Source organism: Polaromonas sp. P1_H6 (genome assembly GCF_056405195.1).
In genome coordinates this window covers 21,424-41,543 of record NZ_JBFUCN010000011.1, presented here as the reverse complement: position 1 = coordinate 41,543, position 20,120 = coordinate 21,424, and the positions used below count along the sequence as shown (strand labels likewise).

General features: G+C 64.5%; 16 protein-coding genes. 8 read left to right on the top strand and 8 right to left on the bottom strand.

The features are described 5' to 3' along the window. Positions 1-42 precede the first annotated feature (42 nt). From AC1D1F_RS12000 to AC1D1F_RS11985, 4 genes are read right to left on the bottom strand one after another with little or no spacing between them, the layout of a single operon-like run. Positions 43-1,176, bottom strand: a complete 1,134-nt coding sequence (locus AC1D1F_RS12000) for an iron-containing alcohol dehydrogenase (protein WP_477677158.1) — start codon at positions 1,174-1,176, stop codon at positions 43-45. Between the two features lie 30 nt (positions 1,177-1,206). Continuing rightward, the gene (locus tag AC1D1F_RS11995) at positions 1,207-1,716 is read right to left on the bottom strand and encodes an N-acetyltransferase family protein (protein ID WP_477677157.1); all 510 of its coding nucleotides are present in this window, start codon (positions 1,714-1,716) and stop codon (positions 1,207-1,209) included. 7 nt (positions 1,717-1,723) lie between these two features. After that, entirely contained in the window at positions 1,724-3,109 is a 1,386-nt protein-coding gene (locus tag AC1D1F_RS11990) for a glutamine synthetase family protein (protein WP_477677156.1), read from the bottom strand. Between the two features lie 20 nt (positions 3,110-3,129). Beyond that, a complete protein-coding gene (locus tag AC1D1F_RS11985) occupies positions 3,130-4,620 on the bottom strand; it encodes an amino acid permease (protein ID WP_477697001.1) in 1,491 nt (496 codons plus the stop codon). Between the two features lie 190 nt (positions 4,621-4,810). Here AC1D1F_RS11985 and AC1D1F_RS11980 point away from each other — a divergent pair, with 190 nt between their 5' ends. Beyond that, positions 4,811-5,776, top strand: a complete 966-nt coding sequence (locus tag AC1D1F_RS11980) for a helix-turn-helix domain-containing protein (protein ID WP_477677154.1) — start codon at positions 4,811-4,813, stop codon at positions 5,774-5,776. 124 nt (positions 5,777-5,900) lie between these two features. Here the strand turns inward: AC1D1F_RS11980 and AC1D1F_RS11975 are convergent, their stop codons facing one another. The 4 genes from AC1D1F_RS11975 to AC1D1F_RS11960 form a co-directional block, all read right to left on the bottom strand. Next, positions 5,901-7,016 (bottom strand): 2-aminoethylphosphonate--pyruvate transaminase, encoded by a 1,116-nt coding sequence (locus AC1D1F_RS11975; RefSeq protein ID WP_477697002.1) that lies wholly within the window; start codon positions 7,014-7,016, stop codon positions 5,901-5,903. 713 nt (positions 7,017-7,729) lie between these two features. Next, a complete protein-coding gene (locus AC1D1F_RS11970) occupies positions 7,730-9,436 on the bottom strand; it encodes a putative 2-aminoethylphosphonate ABC transporter permease subunit (RefSeq protein ID WP_477677152.1) in 1,707 nt (568 codons plus the stop codon). After that, on the bottom strand, positions 9,436-10,488 hold the full coding sequence (locus AC1D1F_RS11965) for a putative 2-aminoethylphosphonate ABC transporter ATP-binding protein (RefSeq protein WP_477697004.1): 1,053 nt from the start codon (positions 10,486-10,488) through the stop codon (positions 9,436-9,438). The genes AC1D1F_RS11970 and AC1D1F_RS11965 overlap by 1 nt, the downstream gene beginning before the upstream one ends. A gap of 137 nt (positions 10,489-10,625) precedes the next feature. Next, positions 10,626-11,675 carry a putative 2-aminoethylphosphonate ABC transporter substrate-binding protein gene (locus AC1D1F_RS11960; protein ID WP_477676081.1) on the bottom strand — a complete coding sequence of 350 codons (1,050 nt, stop codon included), beginning with the start codon at positions 11,673-11,675 and terminating at the stop codon, positions 10,626-10,628. Between the two features lie 183 nt (positions 11,676-11,858). On the opposite strand from AC1D1F_RS11960, the gene AC1D1F_RS11955 reads away from it, so the two are divergent. The 7 genes from AC1D1F_RS11955 (at position 11,859) to AC1D1F_RS11925 (ending at position 20,114) form a co-directional block, all read left to right on the top strand. After that, a complete protein-coding gene (locus AC1D1F_RS11955; protein WP_477697243.1) occupies positions 11,859-12,668 on the top strand; it encodes a phosphonate utilization associated transcriptional regulator in 810 nt (269 codons plus the stop codon). Beyond that, entirely contained in the window at positions 12,655-13,893 is a 1,239-nt protein-coding gene (phnA, locus tag AC1D1F_RS11950) for a phosphonoacetate hydrolase (protein WP_477676083.1), read from the top strand. Before AC1D1F_RS11955 ends, phnA begins: the two co-directional genes overlap by 14 nt. 69 nt (positions 13,894-13,962) lie before the next feature. Then, positions 13,963-15,384 carry a phosphonoacetaldehyde dehydrogenase gene (gene phnY / locus AC1D1F_RS11945; protein WP_477697246.1) on the top strand — a complete coding sequence of 474 codons (1,422 nt, stop codon included), beginning with the start codon at positions 13,963-13,965 and terminating at the stop codon, positions 15,382-15,384. A 16-nt stretch (positions 15,385-15,400) separates the two neighbouring features. Next, entirely contained in the window at positions 15,401-15,970 is a 570-nt protein-coding gene (locus tag AC1D1F_RS11940) for a phosphonate degradation HD-domain oxygenase (protein ID WP_477676084.1), read from the top strand. Continuing rightward, positions 15,960-16,817: an EamA family transporter gene (locus tag AC1D1F_RS11935; RefSeq protein ID WP_477676085.1), complete on the top strand. Its 858-nt coding sequence runs from the start codon at positions 15,960-15,962 to the stop codon at positions 16,815-16,817. Before AC1D1F_RS11940 ends, AC1D1F_RS11935 begins: the two co-directional genes overlap by 11 nt. 19 nt (positions 16,818-16,836) lie before the next feature. Continuing rightward, positions 16,837-17,595 carry an FkbM family methyltransferase gene (locus AC1D1F_RS11930; RefSeq protein ID WP_477676086.1) on the top strand — a complete coding sequence of 253 codons (759 nt, stop codon included), beginning with the start codon at positions 16,837-16,839 and terminating at the stop codon, positions 17,593-17,595. Continuing rightward, positions 17,595-20,114: a GcvT family protein gene (locus tag AC1D1F_RS11925; RefSeq protein ID WP_477676087.1), complete on the top strand. Its 2,520-nt coding sequence runs from the start codon at positions 17,595-17,597 to the stop codon at positions 20,112-20,114. The genes AC1D1F_RS11930 and AC1D1F_RS11925 overlap by 1 nt, the downstream gene beginning before the upstream one ends. Positions 20,115-20,120 lie beyond the last annotated feature (6 nt).

Below are 20,120 nucleotides of genomic sequence, written 5' to 3'. Positions count from 1 at the left end.
GGGGGGCAGCGCATTACACGAAGTGAAAAGCGTGGGGGCCATTTACAGGGCGGCCTCAAATAATCGTTCAAAGTCCTCGGCCTTGCAAGGCCGTGGATTGGTCTGGTGGCAGATGTCGGCCGTGGCGATCTCGACCAGGCGCGGCAGGTGCTCGCGCTTGACGCCGTGGGCCGACAGCGAACCGGTGATGCCCACGCTTTCCTTCAGCTGCTTGAGCCAGGGCACCAAGGCCTTGCCGCCGCCGGCCACGCCGCAGACATGGGCCAGCTCGTCGAACTTGGCGGGCGCCGACTCGTAGTTCCAGGCCAGCACGGTGTCTATCATCAGCGCGTTGGCCAGGCCGTGGTGCAGGTCGCAGACGGTGCCCAGCGCATGTGCGCAGGAATGTACCGCGCCCAAGTCCTTCTGGAAAGCGATGGCGCCCATCATGGAGGCCATCATCATGTCGCTGCGCGCCTGCAGGTTGGAGGGCTCCTTGACGGCGGTGAGCAGCGCGCGCGCGGCGATGCGCGTGCCTTCGAGCGCAATGCCGTCGCACAGGGGGTGGTAGGCCGGCGAGAGATAACTTTCGATGTTGTGAGTGAGCGCGTCCATGCCGGTGGCGGCCGTCACGTGGGGCGGCAGGCCCAGTGTGAGTTCCGGGTCGGCGAACACCACCTTGGCCAGGATCTTGGGGCTGAACACCACGCGTTTGATGTGTGTGTCGTTTTCGCTCACGACCGAGGAGCGGCCGACTTCGGAGCCGGTGCCCGAGGTGGTGGGCAGGGCCACAAAGTAAGGAAGCTCGTTGACGATGGGCCGCACCTGGGGGTGGTCCCAGACATATTCGAGGATGTCGCCTTCATGCGTGGCGGCAATGCCCACCACCTTGGCCACGTCCAGCGCCGCGCCGCCGCCGAAGCCGATCACGCAGTCGGCCTTGTGCGCCTTATAGGCCGCGGCGCCGTCCATGACCTGGCTGCAGGTCGGGTTGCCGAAGACGCCTGAGAACACGGCCACGTCCAGGCCGGTCAGGTGGGTCTTGAACTCGGCCAGCACCGGCAGCGCGCCCAGCGCCTTGTCGGTCACGATCAGCGGGCGCTTGCAGCCGGCGGCCAACAGGGTTTCGGCAACCTGCTTGCGCGCGCCTGCGCCGAAACGGATGGCGGTGGGGAAGGAAAAATTGGTGGTGCTCATGGGGTGTCTTTTTTCGGTTGGCGGTAAGGGTCAGGTGGCGGAAGTCAGCTGCAAATACATATGCTGTTTGCCGAACGGTACGCCGTTCACGCGGATGGCGTCGGGCTCCACGCCAAAAGCCGCGAAGCCGGCGCGTTCATACAGGGCGGCGGCCTGCCGGTTGCCCTCGGTCACGGTCAGGATCAGCAGTTCCACGCCCGCGGCCCTGGCCGCCTGCACGACGGTGTTGACCAGGGCCAGGCCCAGGCCCCTGCCGCCGTATTCGGGCGCGACGTACATGGCGACCAGCGTGGCCTTGTGGCGGTTTTTCAGCCGGGTTTCGCGCGTCATGCCGACCACGCCGGCCAAGGCGCCATCGATGAAGCCGCCCCACATCACGGTGTCCGACGCGGCGGACAGGCGCTTTTCGGTGTCGGCCGGCGGGCGCAGGTTTTCTTCCTCGAAACTGGAAGTGAAGGCGTCGGGGTGCTCGCGCAGCCCGCGCAGGCGCAGTTCCCGGTAGACCGGTGCGTCGGAGATTTCAAGGCGGCGGATCTGCATCAAGTCCTTAGATGATTTCAAAATAGCGTTTCATTTCCCAGTCGGTCACAGCGTCCAGCCACTGGCGCCATTCCCACTCGCGCGTGGCCGAGAAGTGGTCCACGAAAGTATCGCCCAGCCAGTCGCGCGCAATCGCCGATTTCTGGAAAATCCGCGTGGTTTCTATCAGGGTGCGCGGCGCGCGGGCGATGTGTTCGGCCCCGGCGTTGGTGCCGGTGATGGGCGCGCCCAGCTTCAGGCCTTTTTCAACGCCATGCAGGCCGGCCGCGATCACCGCCGCCATGGCCAGGTAGGGGTTGACGTCGGCGCCCGGGCAGCGGGTCTCCAGCCGGGTGGCCTTGGGGCTGCCGGCGATCACGCGAAAGCTCGCGGTGCGGTTGTCCATGCCCCAGGTCGGCTTGACGGGGGCCCAGAAGCCGTCGACCAGGCGCTTGTAGCTGTTGATGGTGGGCCAGATCATGGGGCCGAACTCCATCATGCAGGCGACCTGGCCGGCGATGTAGCTTTCGAACAGCTTGCTCATCTTGCGCGGATTTTTCGCGTCGTAGAACAGGTTGTTCTTGCCGTCGGACAGGCTCTGGTGGATGTGGCCGCTGCAGCCCGGCAGCTGCTGATGGGGTTTAGCCATGAAGCTGGGCATGATGCCGAAACGCGAGCCGATTTCCTTGGCGCCGGTCTTGAACAGGATGGCGCGGTCGGCCTGCTCCAGCGCTTCGCTGAAGGCGATGGCGACCTCGTAGACGCCCGGGCCGGTCTCGGTGTGCAGGCCCTCGATCGGGATGCCGAAGGCCAGCATCTCGTCCATGAGGGCGTTGAAGAAGCCCTGGTTCTGGTTCATGCGCAGCAGCGAATAGCCGAACATGCCGGGCGTGAGCTTCTCCGCACCCACACCGTTTTTGGCGGCCCAGCTCTGCGGCGTCTCCAGGAAGTTGAACCACTCGAACTCCATGCCCGTCATGGGCATGAGGCCCATCTTCTCTGCGCGCTTGAGGACCCGCTTGAGCGTCTGGCGCGGACAGACGGCATGCGGCGTGCCGTCGGCGTTGACGAACTCGCCGAGCACAAAAGGCACTTTGTTGTCCCAGGGCACGTGGCGCAGCGTGGCCAGGTCCAGCCGGGCCAGCGCGTCGGGGAAGCCGTGCTGCCAGCCGGTCACCGTGGTGTTGTCGTAGCAGTTGTCCATCATGTCCCAGCCCAGCACCACGTCGCAAAAGCCGAAGCCGCCGCCGGGATAGGGTTCGGCCGCGCCGAAGAATTTGTCCTTGTGCAGGTACTTGCCGCGCAGCACGCCGTCGATGTCGCTGACGGCGACCTTCATCTTGTTGGCCCCCGATTTGCGCAGCGCGTCGAGCACACCGCGCGAGGCGGAGGGGGTGGGAGCTTTTTTGGCCATGGTCTGGGTCGCCTTGTGGTTCAGGGATGGGCGGCGGCCCGGCCCTTTTCGGCCAGGCTGATCGCGAATTCTTCTTCGGGCGAGAGGATCAGCCGGTGCCGGCCCATCACCGCGAAGTAACTGACGCCGATGGCGAACCACAGCGCGACCCAGAGCACCCCGATGCGGTAGACCGGGTCGCTGAGCTGGAAGTAAATGGTGACCAGCGCGATCAACAGGGTCAGGATCGCGCCCGGCACGCCCAGCGGGCTGCGGTAAGGGCGCTCCATGTGCGGCAGCTTGCTGCGCAGCCGGATGAAGGAAAGCGCCTGCATCACATAGGAAAACATGGCGCCGAACACCGCCATGTTCAGCAAGGTGCCGCCGATCACCGCGGAGCCCTTGTCGACGCCCAGCGTGAACCACAGCACGAACATCACCACCAGCGCGACCACCGAGCCGACGATCATCGCGATGTGCGGCGTCTTGCGGCTGCCGTGCGTGACCGACAGCGCCGAGGGGAAGTAGCCGGCCCGGCTCAGCGAATAGATCTGCCGGCCCTTGGCGAAGATGATGGTGTGAAAGCTCGCCACCAGGCCCAGCACGGCCACCAGCGCGAGCACCTTGGCGATGCCGTCGCCGTAGATCGCCTTGAAGCCGTCCAGCAGCGGTTCGGCCGAGGTGCTGAGCGCGTGCGAGCCTATGCCGGCGACCGAGGGGTTGAGCCACAGGATCATGAAGGCGGAAACAATCAGCGTGAAGATGCCGGCGATGATGCCGCGCGGCATGTCGCGGCGCGGGTCCACCGACTCTTCGGCCGCCAGCGGCAGCTGCTCGATGGCCAGGAACAGCCAGACGGCAAAAGGCAGGGCCGCGAGCACGCCGCCGAAGCCCAGCGGCAGGAAGGGGCCGCGGCCCTCGGGCAGCACGGCGCCGCCGGCGCCCACGTTCATGGCCCAGCGCGCGAAGTCGATCTTCGGCAGGGCGCTGACCCAGAAGGCCACAAGGCAGGCCAGCGCCAGCAGCGTGACGGCCAGCGTGATCTTGAAGGACAGCTCGACGCCGACGATGTTCAGGCCGATGAAGACGACGTAAAAACCTATCCACCACAACGGCTGCCAGGCCGGCGGCGTGCCGAAGATGCTGCCCATGTAGCTGCCGATGAAAAACACGATGACGGCCGGCGTCAGCACGTACTCCACGTTCTCGGCCAACCCGGTCAAGAAGCCGCCCCAGGGCCCCATGGCGGTGCGGGCGAAAGAGTAAGCACCGCCGGTGTGCGGCAGCGCGGGCGACATTTCGGCCAGAGAAAAGGTCAGCCCCAAGTACATGACGGAAATGATGATGGTGGCCAGCAGCATGCTGCCCCAGCCGGTAGCCAGGCCCAGGTTCCAGCCGGCGAAGTGGCCCGAGATCACGGCGCCCACACCGAGGGCCCAGAGCGACCAGACGCCGGCATAACGGCGCAGTCCCCTCTTTTCAAAGTAGCTGCCGTCGACTTTCGCGTACTGGACGCTGGAACGTTCTGACATGGGTACCTCCTTGGAGCTTGCAGGGTTGGGGGCCCGGTGGGGCCGTGTTGCATCCTAGGGCGGGGGTGGGCGCGCTGAAATCCCATTTCGGCAAACTGCGCGGATGAGGCGCCGGCGAAGTGAGCGAAAGTAAGTCGAACTGTTTCAAAGCGTAGCTTGCATGCGGCACGAATCCTGCAAGAATGCGGCGATGGCACATCCTTCCGATACCGCCCAGCCGGCCCCACCGGCCCTGTTGTCCCACGCGTCGTTTGCCGACGCGGACGAGCAGGCAGCTGCGCTCACGGGCTGGAACCAGAGCTACCTGCAGCTTTCGCGCGGTGCGTTCGGCGGAGAAGTGCGACAGCTTGAGTTCGCGGGCTTGCGGCTCTTTGTGGAAAGCCTGCGGGAGTCGGTCTACCAGACCGGCCAGATCCGCGAAGGGGCGCTGGCCTTGGGTTTGCCGCTGCAGGTTGATGGGCCCAGTGTGTTTTGCGGTGCGCCCAGTGATGCAGGGGCGCTGCATGTGTTTTCGGGTGAGTCGGGTTTTGAGTTCCGCTCGTCCCGCCGCCATGTGATGTTGGGACTGGAGCTGGATGAGGCCGCCTGGCGCCGCTGCGGTGAGCATGATCCGGCGCTGCAGGCCCGGCTGGGTGCGCAGGCCGGCTTGCGCCGGCTGGACGGCGCGGCGCAGGCGGGGCTCAGGCAGTGCCTGACCGGCGTGCTGGATACCGTGGAAGCGGCCCCTGCGTTGCTGCAGTCGCCCGCTGTGCAGGCCGCCATGCTCGACACGGTGATGGAGCAGCTCGGCCGTGTTCTTGCGCCGACGGGTAGCGCGGACGCTGTCGGCACTCACGGGCATTGGACGCTGACGCGGCGCGCCCGTGAGCTGGTGCATACGCAACTTGATCAGCCGCCCACTGTGCTGGCGCTGTGTGAGCAACTCGGCGTGAGCCGGCGAACCTTGCAAAACGGTTTTCAGACGGCGCTGGGCATCAGCCCCTTGGCTTATCTGCGCGCCGTGCGCCTGAACGCCGCCCGGCAGGCGCTGAAGACCGCCACGTCCGTGACGGCGGCTGCAACACACCTGGGGTTTTGGCATTTTGGTCATTTCGCGCACGACTACCAGCAAATGTTTGGCGAGCTGCCTTCCGAAGCATTTCGCCGAAATCATTAGGCCCCCACGCTTTTCACTTCGTGTAATGCGCTGCCCCCCGAGGGGGCGCTGCGCCTGCGGCCTGGCAAAGCCAGTTCCGCGGCCCCTGCTGGTGAAGAGAAGCCAGGGCCGCTTGGTTCTTTGCTCAGGCCGGCGCGGCAGAGGTGATGCCCATGTCCTGCAAGGCGCCCGCCACGGCCTGTACCGCCTGCGCCATTTCATTCGGGCCTATGGCGCCTATGCAGCCGACCCGGAAAGTTTCCACCTGGGTCAGCTTGCCCGGGTATAGGACAAAGCCGCGATCTCGCGCGGCGGCGTAAAAGGTCTTGAAGTCGTAGCGGCTGTCGGCCGGCGCGTGAAAGGTCACGATGATGGGGGCCTGGATGGCCGGGTCCAGGAAGGGCTTGAAGCCGAGTTTCGCCATACCGGTGATCAGCGTCCGGTAGTTGCTTTCATAGCGTGCCAGGCGCGCGGGCTGGCCGCCCTCTTCCTCGAACTGGGCAATCGCCTCGGCCAGCGCCACCACCACGTGGGTGGGCGGCGTGAAGCGCCACTGCGTGGTCTTTTCCATATAGGCGTACTGGTCGTGCAGGTCCATGGCCAGCGACTGGCTGCGGCCGGCGCAGCCGTCCAGCACCGCCTTGCGGATGAAGACGAAGCCCATGCCGGGCACGCCCTCCAGGCATTTGCCGCTGGCGGCCACCAGGGCGTCAAAGTGCACCTTGCGCGCGTCGATCTCGATCGCGGCGAAGGAACTCATGGCGTCCACCAGCAGGCCCTTGCCATGGGTCTTGCAGACGTCGGCCACTTCCTTGAGCGGGTTGAGCACGCCGGCGCCGGTCTCGCAATGGATCAGCATGACGTGGGTGATGCTGGTGTCGGCTTCCAGCATGGCGTCCAGCGCGGCGGGCGAGACCTGGGCGGCTTCGTCAAAAGGCATGACGGTGCAGCGCCGGCCCATCAGCGTGGTGAGTTTGGCCGCGCGCTTGCAGTACGCGCCGTTGTCCATCACCAGCACATGGCCGTCGCGCGGCACCACGGTGGCCACCGCAGCCTCCACGCTGAAGGTGCCGCTGCCCTGGAGTGGCACGACAACGTGCGAATCCTGGCCATGGATGACGTCCAGCAGGCTTTTGCGCACGCTGGCTGTGACGGCGTTGAAGTCGCTGTCCCAGGAGCCCCAGTCTTTCAGCATCGCGAGCTTGGTGCGCAAGGTGGTCGTTAACGGACCGGGCGTCAAAAGGATTTTGTCTCTGTCCATGGTTTGTCTCTTTGGTTTTCGAATCTATGCCGGTGAACGGTTCGGGCTGTGCCTGTCGAAGGCTGGTTTTTGATCGGACGATGCTGGATTTGCCGAGGCTTGCTGGCCGGGGTTGCCCGGCGGCAACTCACTTTCTTTTGCTTCGCCAAAAGAAAGTAAGCAAAGAAAAGGCGACCCTGGTTGCTGCGTCCCTCCGCTTCGCTGCGGGCAACCTGCGGTGCTCGGTCCGGACGGGGTCAAAAACAACTCGCTTCGCTCAAACAAGTTTTTGCCCTGATCCGTCTGGACCTCCGCTCCTCGGCGCATCCACAAGGGGTGGGGAGAAGAAATACCGAAATCCGCAAGGACACGCCTTGGCGTGTCCTTGTTTGTCTTTGTCCCCGCTCCCGCTTGCCCCGTCCTGGCTGGGCCGAGGAGCGCAGACGGAGGCGGATCAGGGATCGCGCTTGTTTGAGCCGAAGGCGAGTTTGCGCGAGACCCCGCCGCAGTCGAGCACCGCAGGTTGCCCCGGAGCGAAGCGCAGGGGACCCAGACTGCGGGTCGCCTTTTCTTTGGTGACTTTCTTTTGGCGAAGCAAAAGAAAGTTACTGGCCGCCGGGCCATTCCCGGCCAGCCACACCTGGCAAAGATGACGCAAGCCGGAACGAAGCCAGACTTCGATACCTCAACCCGAACCGTCAAGATCGGGCTTCCGCTCGTGAGAACCACAACGCTCATCCTTTCCACGCCTGCGTTCGCCGGTTGACCCACCACGCCAGCGCCATGAACAGCAGGGTCGCAACCGTCGAAGCAGTACCGATCAGCACCGCCATGGCCGCCGCGGCGCCGATTTCGCCGGCCTCGTCGAGGTTCAGGATGGCGATGGAGGCGACCTTGGTTTCGGGCGAGTAAAGGAAGACGACGGCGGAGATCGTCGTCATGGCGTTGATGAAGAAGTAGCGCGCGATGTCGACCAGGGCCGGCGTGCAGATCGGCAAGGTCACGCGCCAGAAGGTCTTGAAGAAGGGCACCTTGAGCGAGGCGCTGACGGCCTCGAATTCGCCGTCCAGCGCCTTGAGCGCCGTCACCGCCGTGAGGTGGCCGGTGGTGTAGAAGTGCACGATGGTGCACAGCGTGAGCAGGGTCAGTGTGTGGTACAGGCCGTTCAGCGGGTTGTCGGGCGCGTTGAAAAAGAAGATGTAGCCCAGGCCCAGCACCAGGCCGGGCACCGCCATGGGCAGCATGGCCAGCATGCGCACAAAACCGCGCAGGCCGTCCATGCCCTTGGTTTTTTCGAGCAGGTAGGCGCTGACGAATACCAGGGCCGTGCCGAAAAAAGCCGTGCCCGCCGCCATCTTCAGGCTGTTAAGGAAGCCGACGCCGACTTCCGCATCGACCAGACCCATGGTGTAGTGGCGCAGGCTGGGCGTGAGGTTGTAGGGCCAGAAGCTCGCGAAGGAGGCGAACACCGCCATGCCCAGCATGGCCAGCACCAGGAAGGCGATCGCGCAGCAATACAGCGTCATGGCCCAGTCGTAGCCGCGCGAGGGCGTGGGCCGGTAGGGCACGGCGCGCGCCGTCAGCATCGCGGTCTGGCGCTTGCTGACGTATTTGTCGACCGCGAAGGTCAGAACGGCCGGCGCCAGCAGCAGGATGGCGACCACCGCGCCCTTGGCGAAGTCCTGCTGGCCTATGACCAGCTTGAAGACGTCGGTGGCCAGCACGTTGAAGTTGCCGCCTATCACTTTCGGGATGCCGAAGTCGGTCATCACCAGCGTGAAGGTGACCAGCGCCGCCGAGATCAGGCCGTACTTGGCGCCGGGCAAGGTGATGGTGAAGAACTTGCGCCTGGCGCTGGTGCCCATGGCGTCGGCGGCTTCATACAGGCGCGCATCCGACAGCGTGAGCGCCGTGACCAGGATCATCAGTGCATGCGGGAACACCGCAAAACATTCGGCCACCACGATGCCGGGCGCGCCGTAGATCTGGTCTATGCCGATGCCCTGCATCCAGCCCTTGAGCACGCCCTGGTTGCCGAACCAGTAGATCAGCGAAATCGCCGACAGCAGCGAGGGCGCCAGCAGCGGGATCAGCGTGATGCCGCGAAACAGCGCCTTGTACTGCATGCAGGAGCGCGCCAGTGCATAGGCAAACCCAAAGGCCAGCGGCACGGCGACCAGCGTGACGACGGCCGACACCCAGAGGCTGTTCCACAGGCTCTCGAGCAAGGCGGGTGTCTTGGCGTATTCGATGAAGTTGTCGAACCAGACGAAGCCGCCGGATTTGTCGAGCAGGGCCTGCTGCAGGATGGCCAGCAGCGGCGCGGCGAGGAAGGCGACCAGGACCAGGGCAACCAGCGCCAGGGCCGCGTAGGCGATGTGGTCTATCCAGTGCGCGCGCTGCCTGACCATGGGCGGCGCGGGGGGCGTGAAGACCGGCATCAGAACACCTTGATGCGTTCGGGCAGCAGCTTCAGCGGCAGCGAGGAGCCGACCTGCAGCGACTGCTCCGACAGGAAATTGAGCGACAGGTAGACCGTGAGCTTGTGGCCCCCCAGTGCGGGCGAGGCCACGTGCACGTGGCAAAAGGAGCCCAGGAACTCGATCTTCTCGATGGTCGCGTCGAACACATGGGCATCGCCGGCGGCGATCGGCCGGGCCAGCACGTCTTCGGGCCGCAGGTAGATCTTCGCCTCGCGGTCGGCGCCATCGCAGGGCAGGCACAGCGCGCCGAACTTCATCTCGCCGCCGCTCACGCGCACCGGCATCACGTTGACCTTGCCGACAAAATCGGCCACAAAGGGTGAAGCAGGTTCGCGGTAGATTTCCATCGGCGTACCGACCTGCTCGATCAGCCCGTGGTTCATCACCACGATGCGGTCGGCCACGCTCAGGGCTTCCTCCTGGTCGTGCGTGACCATGATGGTGGTCACGCCCAGCTTTTGCTGCAGCGCACGTATCTCCTGGCGCAGCCGTACGCGCTCCAGTGCATCGAGCGCCGACAGCGGCTCGTCCAGCAGCAGCAAGCCCGGCGAAGTGGCCAGCGCCCGCGCCAGCGCAATGCGCTGCTGCTGGCCGCCCGACAGCTGGCTCGGGTATTTGGCTTCGCTGCCCGGCAGGCCTACGAGCTTGACGAGTTCGCTCACGCGTTTGGCGGCCTCGGCCCTGGGCGTCTTGCGGTTGACCAGGCCATAGGCCACGTTGTCGGCCACGCTGAGGTTGGGAAACAGCGCATAACTCTGGAAGACGATGCCGTAATCGCGCAAGGCCGGCGGCAAACGCGAAATGTCACGGCCGCCCTGGTGCACCTCACCCGAGGTCTGCACCTCCAGGCCCGCGATGATGCGCAGCAAGGTTGTCTTGCCGCAACCCGAAGGCCCGAGGAAACAGACAAACTCGCCCTTGCGGATGTCCAGGTTGATGTCTTGCAGCGCGGTGAAGCCGCCGAACTCCTTGCGGATGTGGCGCAGGTTCAGAAAGGTGTCGTTGTTCATTCGTGGGTCATACGTATGTATTGCCTGGGGCGCGCCGATACGGAAAGCAAGCAGCCGCGTGGAACCGGCTTAGCCGGGCCACAGAGGCTGTCCCCCTGAGGGGGAGACAGCGGCCAAAGGCCGCTGACAGGGGGCTACTACTTCTTTTCTGTTTTGGAGTTATAGCGCTTGGTCCACTCGTTCAGGATGCGCTCGCGGTTGTCGGCGGCCCAGCTGAAGTCCATCTTGACGAGGCGGGCTTCATAGTCTTTCGGCACATTGGCCAGCGGCGGTGCCAGGCCGGGCTGCGCGGTGATCGCGAAGTTCTTGCCGTAAAGCATCATGGCGTCCTTGCTCGAAGCCCAGTCGGCCAGCTTTTTGGCGGCGTCCAGCTTCTTGGTGCCCTTGTGGATGGCAAACGCTTCCAGGTCCCAGCCCAGGCCTTCCTTGGGGAACACCAGGTCGATGGGCGCGCCTTTGGCTTTGTTGGTGTTGCCGCGGTACTCGAACGAGATGCCGGCCAGGAACTCGCCGGCGGCCGCCATGTTGCAGGGCTTGGAGCCCGAGTGGGTGTACTGCGCGATGTTTTCATGCAGCGCGTCCATGTACTTCCAGCCACCTCCCTTACCGTCCTTGTCGCCGAACAGCGTGAGCCAGGCGGTCACGTCGAAGTAGCCGGTGCCGCTGGAGGCCGGGTTGGGCATGACGATCTGGCCCTTGTAGATAGGCTTGGTCAGGTCCTGCCAGGTCTCGGGCGTGGGGATGTTTTTCTTCTTGGCCTCGACGGTGTTGAAGCACACGGTGGCGCCCCACACGTCCATGCCGAACCAGGCGGGGACCTTCTTCTTGTCACGGTACTGACTCATGATCCCATCAAGATTGATGGGCGCATAGGGCTCGAGCATGCCCTGCTTGTCGAGCAGCGCCAGGCTGGAGGCGGCCACGCCCATGATGGTGTCGGCTTGCGGATTGGACTTTTCGGCGAGCAGCTTGGCGGTGATCACCCCGGTCGAGTCGCGCACCCACTTGATTTCGATATCGGGATAGACCTTGTTGAAGCCTTCCTGGTAGGCCTTGATCTGGTCGGTTTCCAGCGCGGTGTACACCAGCAACTGGGTTTTCTGGGCGAAGGCGCCGGTGGTGGCGGCCAGCAAGCCGAGGAGGGCGATCGCCTTTGACAGGGATTTGAGTTGGGTAGCCAGCTGCATAAAAAGTCCTTTGTGGAAAGCCTGCAATGTTGTGACTCGTTCGTGTCGGGGTGACACTGCGATGACCACCTGTGTTCAGGCCGCCAACCCAGCTCATTTTTTATTTAACGCCGACCCTTCTATCTTGTCAATTGTTTATTGCAGATTGTTGACAATCTACATTTTTGTGCTTCAATTCAGGGCATGAACGCTGCTTTGCATCCCACCATCGCGCAACTCCAGAACAGCTCTCTCACCACAGTGGTGCAGCAGGAAATCGAGCGTGCCATCCTTGCCGGCGAATACGAGCCCGGCAGCAAATTGATCGAGGCCACGCTGGCTGAAAAAATGGGCGTCTCGCGCGGCCCGGTGCGCGAGGCCTTCCGCATGCTCGAAGAGGCCGGCCTGGTGCGCACCGAGAAGAACCGCGGCGTCTTCGTGCGCGACATTCCCATCGACGAAGCCGTCGAGATCTTCGACCTGCGCGCGGCCATGGATGAACTCGTCGGCCGCCGCCTCGCGGAAAACATCACCGCGGCGGAGGTCAAGGAGCTCAAGGCCCTTGTCGATGCCATGGAGAAAGCGGTCAAGGCCGAAGACCCCCATGCCTACCACCTGCTGAACCTCACCTTCCACGACCGCATGGTCGAGATGGCGGGTAACCGCAAACTGACCGAAATCTACCGCAAGCTCATCAAGGAGCTTTCGCTGTTCCGGCGCCTGAACCTCGCGGACGGCTGGCTGATGCCGATGTCGGCCAATGAGCACCGGCTGATCGTCAAGGCCATTGCCTCGGGCGACGCGGATTCGGCCGGCCGCGCGATGTTCCAGCACGTGATCGAAAGCAAGGAGCGCACGATAGAAAACGACCTGCGGCGCCAGGCGGGGCAGCAGGCAGATGCGGCGGCCGCCAAGCCGGTTCCCGTCAAGCTCGTTTCCAGCAGCACGGGTGCGCGCAAGGAAAAAGACAACAAGGACAAAATGAAGGAAGGGCCCTCACGTGGCAAACGCTGAACCGGCAACCGAACTGAAAGTCAACGGCAGGGCTTACAAGCTGCCGGCCAAACCCACGGTGGTGGTCTGTGTGGATGGCTGCGAACCCGACTACCTCGCGCAGGCGGTGGCGACGGGCCAAATGCCCTGGCTCAAGCGCACGCTGGCGCTGGGCTCGGGCCTGACGGGCGACTGCGTCGTGCCCAGCTTCACCAACCCCAACAACCTCTCCATCGTGACCGGCGCGCCGCCCAGCGTGCACGGCATCTGCGGCAACTACCTGTTCGACACGGCGAGCGGCACCGAGGTCATGATGAACGACCCCAAGTGGCTGCGCGCGCCCACGCTGTTGGCCGCGCTGTCCGACGCCGGGAAATCCCTGGCGGTGGTGACGGCCAAGGACAAGCTGCGCAAGCTGCTGGGCCACAAGATGAAGGGCATCTGCTTTTCGTCCGAGAAGGCGGACCAGGTCACGCTCGAGGAAAACGGCATTGAGGACGTGCTGGGCCTGGTGGGGCAGCCGCTGCCCAGCGTCTACAGCGCCGATTTGTCGGAGTTCGTCTTCGCGGCCGGTGTCAAGATCATGCAGAAGTACAAGCCCGACGTGATGTACCTTTCGACCACCGACTACGTGCAGCACAAGCATGCGCCCGGCACAGACGGCGCCAATTCCTTCTACCGCATGATGGATGGCTACATGCAGCAGCTCGAGGACCTGGGCTGCGTGATCGTGCTCACGGCCGACCACGGCATGAACGCCAAGGTCGCCATGGACGGCACGCCCGACGTGATCTACCTGCAGGACTGGTTCGACAACTGGCTGGGCGCCACCATCGCGCGCGTGATCCTGCCGATTACCGATCCTTATGTGGTGCACCACGGCGCGCTGGGTTCCTTTGCCACGGTCTACCTGCCGGAAGGCACCAACATCGAGGTTGCGCGCAAACGGCTGGCGGCACTCAAGGGCATGGAGCTGGTGCTTTCGCGCGAACAGGCGGCCGAGCGCTTCGAGCTGCCGCCCGACCGCATCGGCGACATCGTGGCGGTGTCCGAGCGTTTCACCGTGATCGGCACCTCGGCCTCGCGTCACGATCTCTCGGCACTTGAAGTGCCGCTGCGTTCGCATGGCGGCATGAGCGAGCAGCGCGTGCCGCTGATCGTGAACCGCGCCCTGCCCGGGTTGGATCGCAACCGGCGATTCCGCAATTTTGATGCCTTTGACCTGGCGCTCAATTACGCCCAGTAAGCCCAAGCCCTATGTCATGAAAGCCGCAGAGTGATTGACCAATACATCCAGGACCACCAGCTCAACGCCATGCGCCTGTCGGGTCGCAAGGTCGGCTCGGGCCGAAGCAGCGACCGTGCTATTGAGGTGTTCAATCCCTATACCGCAAAACTGCTGGGGACCGTGCCCAAGGCTACGCTGGAGGAGGTGCAGCAGACCTTTGCCAGAGCGCATGCCTACAAGCCCCAGCTCACCCGCTACGAACGCGCCGCCATCCTGAACCGCGCGGCGGCCATCATCCAGTCGCGCCTGTCCGAGGTCGCGAACCTGATCACCGCCGAAGCCGGCCTGTGCCTGAAAGATGCGATTTATGAAGCCGGCCGTGTCAGCGACGTGCTGCTGTTCGGCGCGACCGAGGTGCTCAAGGATGACGGCCAGATATTCAGCTGCGACCTCACGCCGCACGGCAAGAAGCGCCGCGTCTACACGCACCGCTCGCCGCTGTTGGGCGTGATCACCGCCATCACGCCCTTCAACCACCCGATGAACCAGGTGGCGCACAAGGTGGTGCCCAGCATCGCGACCAATAACCGCATGGTGCTCAAGCCTTCCGAGAAGGTGCCGTTCTCGGCCATCCTGTTCGCCGATATCCTGTACGAGGCCGGCCTGCCGCCCGAGATGCTGAGCGTGGTGACAGGCGATCCGCGCGAGATCGCCGACGAGCTGATCACCAACCCGCTGGTCGACTTGGTGACCTTCACGGGCGGCGTGGCCATCGGCAAATACATCGCGTCAAAAGCCGGCTACCGCCGTGTGGTGCTGGAGTTGGGCGGCAACGACCCCATCATCGTGATGGAGGACGCCGACATAGCCGAAGCCTCAACGCTGGCCGTACAGGGCTCCTACAAAAACTCGGGCCAGCGCTGCACCGCCATCAAGCGGCTTTTGGTGCATGAGGCGGTGGCGGGTGAGTTCGTGGAGCAGGTGCTGGCCAAGACCCTGGCCTGGAAGTATGGCGATCCGGCCGACAAGGCCAACGACATGGGCACCGTGATCGACGAGCAGGCCGCCATGCTGTTCGAGTCGCGCGTCAATGAAGCCGTGGCGCAGGGCGCGAAGCTGCTGGCCGGCAACCAGCGCCGGGGCGCGCTCTACTCGCCCACGCTGCTGGACCACGTGTCGCCGCGGATGACGGTGGCCCGCGAGGAAACCTTCGGCCCGGTCTCGCCGGTGATACGCTTCAAGAACATCGACGAAGCCATCGAGATCTCCAACGGCACGGCCTACGGCCTGTCGAGCGCGGTCTGCACCAACCGCCTCGACTACATCAACCGCTTCGTCAGCGAGCTGCACGTCGGCACGGTCAATGTGCGTGAAGTACCCGGCTACCGTCTCGAGCTAACGCCCTTTGGCGGCATCAAGGATTCGGGTCTGGGCTATAAAGAAGGTGTACAGGAAGCGATCAAGAGTTTCACGAACTTGAAAACTTACTCGCTCCCCTGGAATGCATGATCTGTGAGGAATTCACATGCTGAGCTTTGACGACATCGAACACCTTTTCGCAGAGCGCGGCGGTGAACAATACAGCGGCGAACCGGTGACGCAGCTGCAGCATGCGCTGCAGACCGCGGCGCTGGGCGAGGCCGAGGGCGCGAGCGATGCGCTGGTCACCGCCGCCCTGCTGCACGACCTCGGGCATCTTTTGCACGACCTGGGCGAAACGCCTTCGCTGCGAGGTGTGGACGACGTCCACCAGTACCGCGCCCTGCCATTTCTGCGCGGCCTGTTTCCCGACGCGGTGCTGGACGCGATCAAGCTGCATGTGGACGCCAAGCGCTACCTGTGCGCGGCACGGCGCGGCTACCACTCCAGCTTGTCGGCCGACTCCAAGCGCAGCCTGCTGCTACAGGGGGGCATTTTTTCGGCCGAGGAAGCCGCGCACTTTATCGCCCAACCAGGTGCCGCGGATGCGGTGAAGCTGCGCCTCTGGGACGACCTCGCCAAAGACGCGGACATGGCCACGCCGCCGCTGGCGCACTTCCTGGCGCGGGCACGGCGCTGCGTCCTCGTTGTTTCCGGGCCTGCGCTTGCCGTCTGAAATCCTGGTCCTGACCTGGCCAGTGGTGGGCGCCGTGCTGTTCGGCGCGCTGCTGCACGCGGGCTGGAACGCGCTGGTCAAGTCCAGCGCCGACAAGGCGCTGGACATGGCGGTCATTCACCTCATTGGCTCCGTGCTGGCCTTGCCGCTGGTGCTGCTGGTCGGCTGGCCGCGCGCTGAAGCCTGGCCATTCATCGGGGCCTCGGTACTGATCCATATCGGTTATTACATTGCGACCACGCGCGCCTACCAGCATGGCGACCTGGGCCTGACCTACCCGCTGATGCGCGGTGTCGCGCCGCTGCTGGTGGCGCTGTCGGCCAGTTTCACCCTGGGTGAAACGCTCACGCCGCTGGCCTGGGCGGGCATTCTGGGTATCTGCTGCGGCGTGCTGGTGCTAGGCTTGAGCCGCCATGCCCTGCATGCGCCCAAGGCGGTCGGCTTTGCGCTGGCCAATGCGCTCATCATTGCCGTCTATACCGTGGTCGATGGGCTGGGCGTGCGCGCTTCAGGCAACGCCTTGCAGTACGTCGCCACCCTCTTCCTGTTCGACGGATGGCCTTTCGGCCTGTTGATGATGGCGCGGCGCGGGCGCGCCATGGCCGCTTATGCGCGCCACCGCTGGCCGGTGGCCACCGGCGGCGCGCTGGCTTCGCTGGGGTCCTACGGCATCGCGCTGTGGGCCATGACGCGCGCGCCGGTGGCCACGGTGGCGGCGCTGCGTGAAACCTCGGTGCTGTTCGCCGTTCTACTCGGCGCGATATTCCTGAAAGAAGCATTCACCGTGCGGCGCGCCATCGGCACGGCCGCTATCGTTGCGGGTGTGATGGCGCTGCGCCTGGCATGACCACCTCTATACTGACACCATGCCTTTCGTCTCTTACACGCGCAACTTCGAGGACGTGATACTCAATCGCGTATTCGACTCGGTTGCGCAGGGCTTCTATGTCGATGTGGGCGCCTACCACCCGGCCGCCGACAGCAACACCTACGCAATGTATTTGCGCGGCTGGCGCGGCGTGGCCATTGAACCAGCGCCCGGCATGGCGAGCCTGTGGGCCGAGTTGCGCCCCGACGACCTCTTGGTCCAGGCCGCAGCCGGCGCGGAAAGCGGCCACACCACATTTTTCACGTTCGGCGACGCCCAGCAGTATTCGACGACGACGCCCCAGACCGCCGAGCTGCATCGTTCGGGGGGTGCGCAGGTCATGACGACGATGGTCCCCCTGGTTTCGCTGAACGACGTGCTCGCCAGGCACCGCCCCAGCGGCGACATTCACTGCCTCAGCATCGACGTGGAAGGCGGCGAGCGGGCCGTACTGGAAGGCCTCGACCTGCGGCGATACCGGCCCTGGGTCATCATGCTCGAGAGCGTCGAGCCGGGAAAGCCGGTGCCCAACCACGCGGCCTGGGAGCCGCTGCTGCTCGCCCATGACTATGAGTTCGTCTATTTCGACGAGGTGAACCGCTTCTATGTTGCGAGAGAGCAATTGCACCTGAAGCGGTTCTTTGCGTGCGGCCCCTGCGTCTGGGACGACTTCATCCACATCGACCTGGTCACGGCGCGCAGCGAGTTGGCGCAGGTGCGTGCCGAGCTGGAACAATTGCGGCTGCGCAGGCCCTGATGCTTCCCCCGCACGCACAGGTCGTGATTGTCGGCGGCGGCATCGCCGGCTGTTCGGTGGCCTACCACCTGGCCAAAATGGGCAAGACCGACGTGCTGCTGCTCGAGCAGGGAAAGCTCACCAGCGGCACCACCTGGCATGCGGCCGGGTTGGTCGGCCAGATGCGGCCCAACCGCAACATGACGCAGATGAGCAAGTACGGCATCGAGCTGTATGCATCTCTTGAAGTCGAAACAGGCCTGGCCACAGGCTGGAAGCAATGCGGCAGCGTCAACGTGGCACGCACGCCCGAGCGCATGAAGGTGCTCAGGAAGCAGGTCGCCATGGCCAACAGCTTCGGCGTCGAATGCCATGAGATTTCGCCGCAGGAAGCCGGCGACAAATACCCCATCATGCGCACCGATGATTTGCAGGGCGCGATCTGGCTGCCGGGTGATGGCAAGGCCAACCCGGCCGATCTGTGCATGTCGCTGGCCAAGGGCGCGCGTAATCGCGGCGTGAAGATCGTTGAAGGCATAGAGGTCACCGGCGTCATCATTGAAAACGGCAAGGCGGTGGGCGTGAAAACCGCGCAGGGCGAGGTGCGCTGCGAAGTCATCGTCAACTGCGGCGGCCAGTGGGCGCGCCAGTTCGGCAAGCTCGCGGGCGTGAACGTGCCGCTGTATTCGGCCGAGCATTTCTACATCGTCACCGGCAAGATTCCGGGCGTGCATCCCATGCTGCCGGTGATGCGCGACCCGGACGGCTACATCTACTACAAGGAAGAGGTCGGCGGACTGGTGATGGGCGGCTTCGAGCCGCAGGCCAAGCCCTGGAAGATGGACCCGATTCCGTCCACCTTCCAGTTCGAACTGCTGGACGAGGACTGGGACCAGTTCGAACCGCTGATGACAGCCGCGCTGCACCGCACACCCTGCCTGGAAACGGCCGAGGTCAAGATGCTGCTCAACGGCCCGGAAAGTTTTACGCCGGACGGCAATTTCATCCTGGGCGAAGCGCCCGAGCTGCGCAACTTTTTTGTCTGCGCCGGCTTCAACTCGGCCGGCATCGCCAACAGCGGCGGCGCGGGCCGGCTCATGGCCGAATGGATTGTGGGCGGCGAGCCCAGCACCGATTTGTGGGACGTGGACATACGCCGCTTCGGCAGCTTCACCGGCAACCGCAAGGCGCTGGCCGAGCGCACCGGTGAAACCCTGGGCCTGCACTATGCGATGCGCTGGCCGCGGCAAGAACTGGAAACGGCGCGGCCGCTGCGTACCTCGCCGCTGTACGACATCCTGGCCGCCAAAGGGGCGGAGTTCGGCAGCAAGAATGGGTGGGAGAGGGCGAGTTATTTCAAGCCCAGCATGGATATTTCTCCCTCCCCCTCTGGGGGAGGGCAGGGGTGGGGGCCCGCCGCGTCCGCTGCGGCCCCCATCCCAACCTTCCCCCAGAGGGGGAAGGAGCAATTCCATCCAAGACCAGAGTACACGCTCGATAAACCCGGCTGGCTTCCCTGGATGCTCGAAGAGCAGAAGGCCACACGCGAAGCCGTGGCCCTCTACGACCAGACTTCCTTCTCGAAATACCTGCTGCAGGGCCGCGATGCGCTGGCGGTGCTGCAGCGCCTGTGCGCCAACGAGATGGACGTGCCGATCGGCAAGATGGTCTACACCGCCTTGCTCAACGAACGCGGCGGTTTTGAGAGTGACCTCACGGTGATGCGCCAAGCCGCCGATTGCTTTATGGTCATCACTGGTTCCGCACAGACCGTGCGCGACTTCGACTGGATCACGCGGCACATCGGTGAAGCGGAGCATGCGGTGCTGACCGACGTATCGGCGATGTATTCGGTGCTGTCGGTGATGGGGCCGAAGGCGCGCGAGTTGATGGCGCTTGTCAGCCCCGACGACCTGTCGCCCGAGGCCCTGAAGTTCTCATGGACAAAAGAGATCGACGTCGGCTTTGCGCGCGTGCGCGCGGCCCGCATGAGCTATGTGGGCGGGCCGGGCTTTGAGCTTTACGTGCCGATCGAGATGGCGCGCCACGTCTACCTGGCGCTCATGGAGGCCGGACAGGCGCTGGGCATTCGCGACGCGGGCTACTACGCGCTGGACGCCCTGCGCATAGAACAGGGCCGGCGCGCCTGGGGGGCGGAACTCGGCCCGGACGAAACGCCGTGGGAAGCCGGACTGGCTTTCAGCGTCAAGCTCGACAAGCCCGCCGATTTCATCGGCAAGGCCGCGCTGCTTCGCACACAGGGACTGCCGCTGCGTAAAAAGCTTGTCACGCTGGTGTTTGACACGGCTGATGCTTTTGCCTGGGGCGGCGAGGCCATCGTGCTGGGCGGCCAGTCAGTGGGCGAAATTTCGTCGGTCGGCTGGAGCCCGCTGGCTGGGGCCTGCGTGGCGCTGGGCTATGTGCGCGGCGATAGCGCGAACCAGGCGCATGCCGGAACGCCGGCGCAGATCGAACTGTGGGGCGAGCGCGTCACCGTCAAGCTGTACGACCGCTGGCCGCGAGCCACCAAAGCAGGCTGAGCGCGT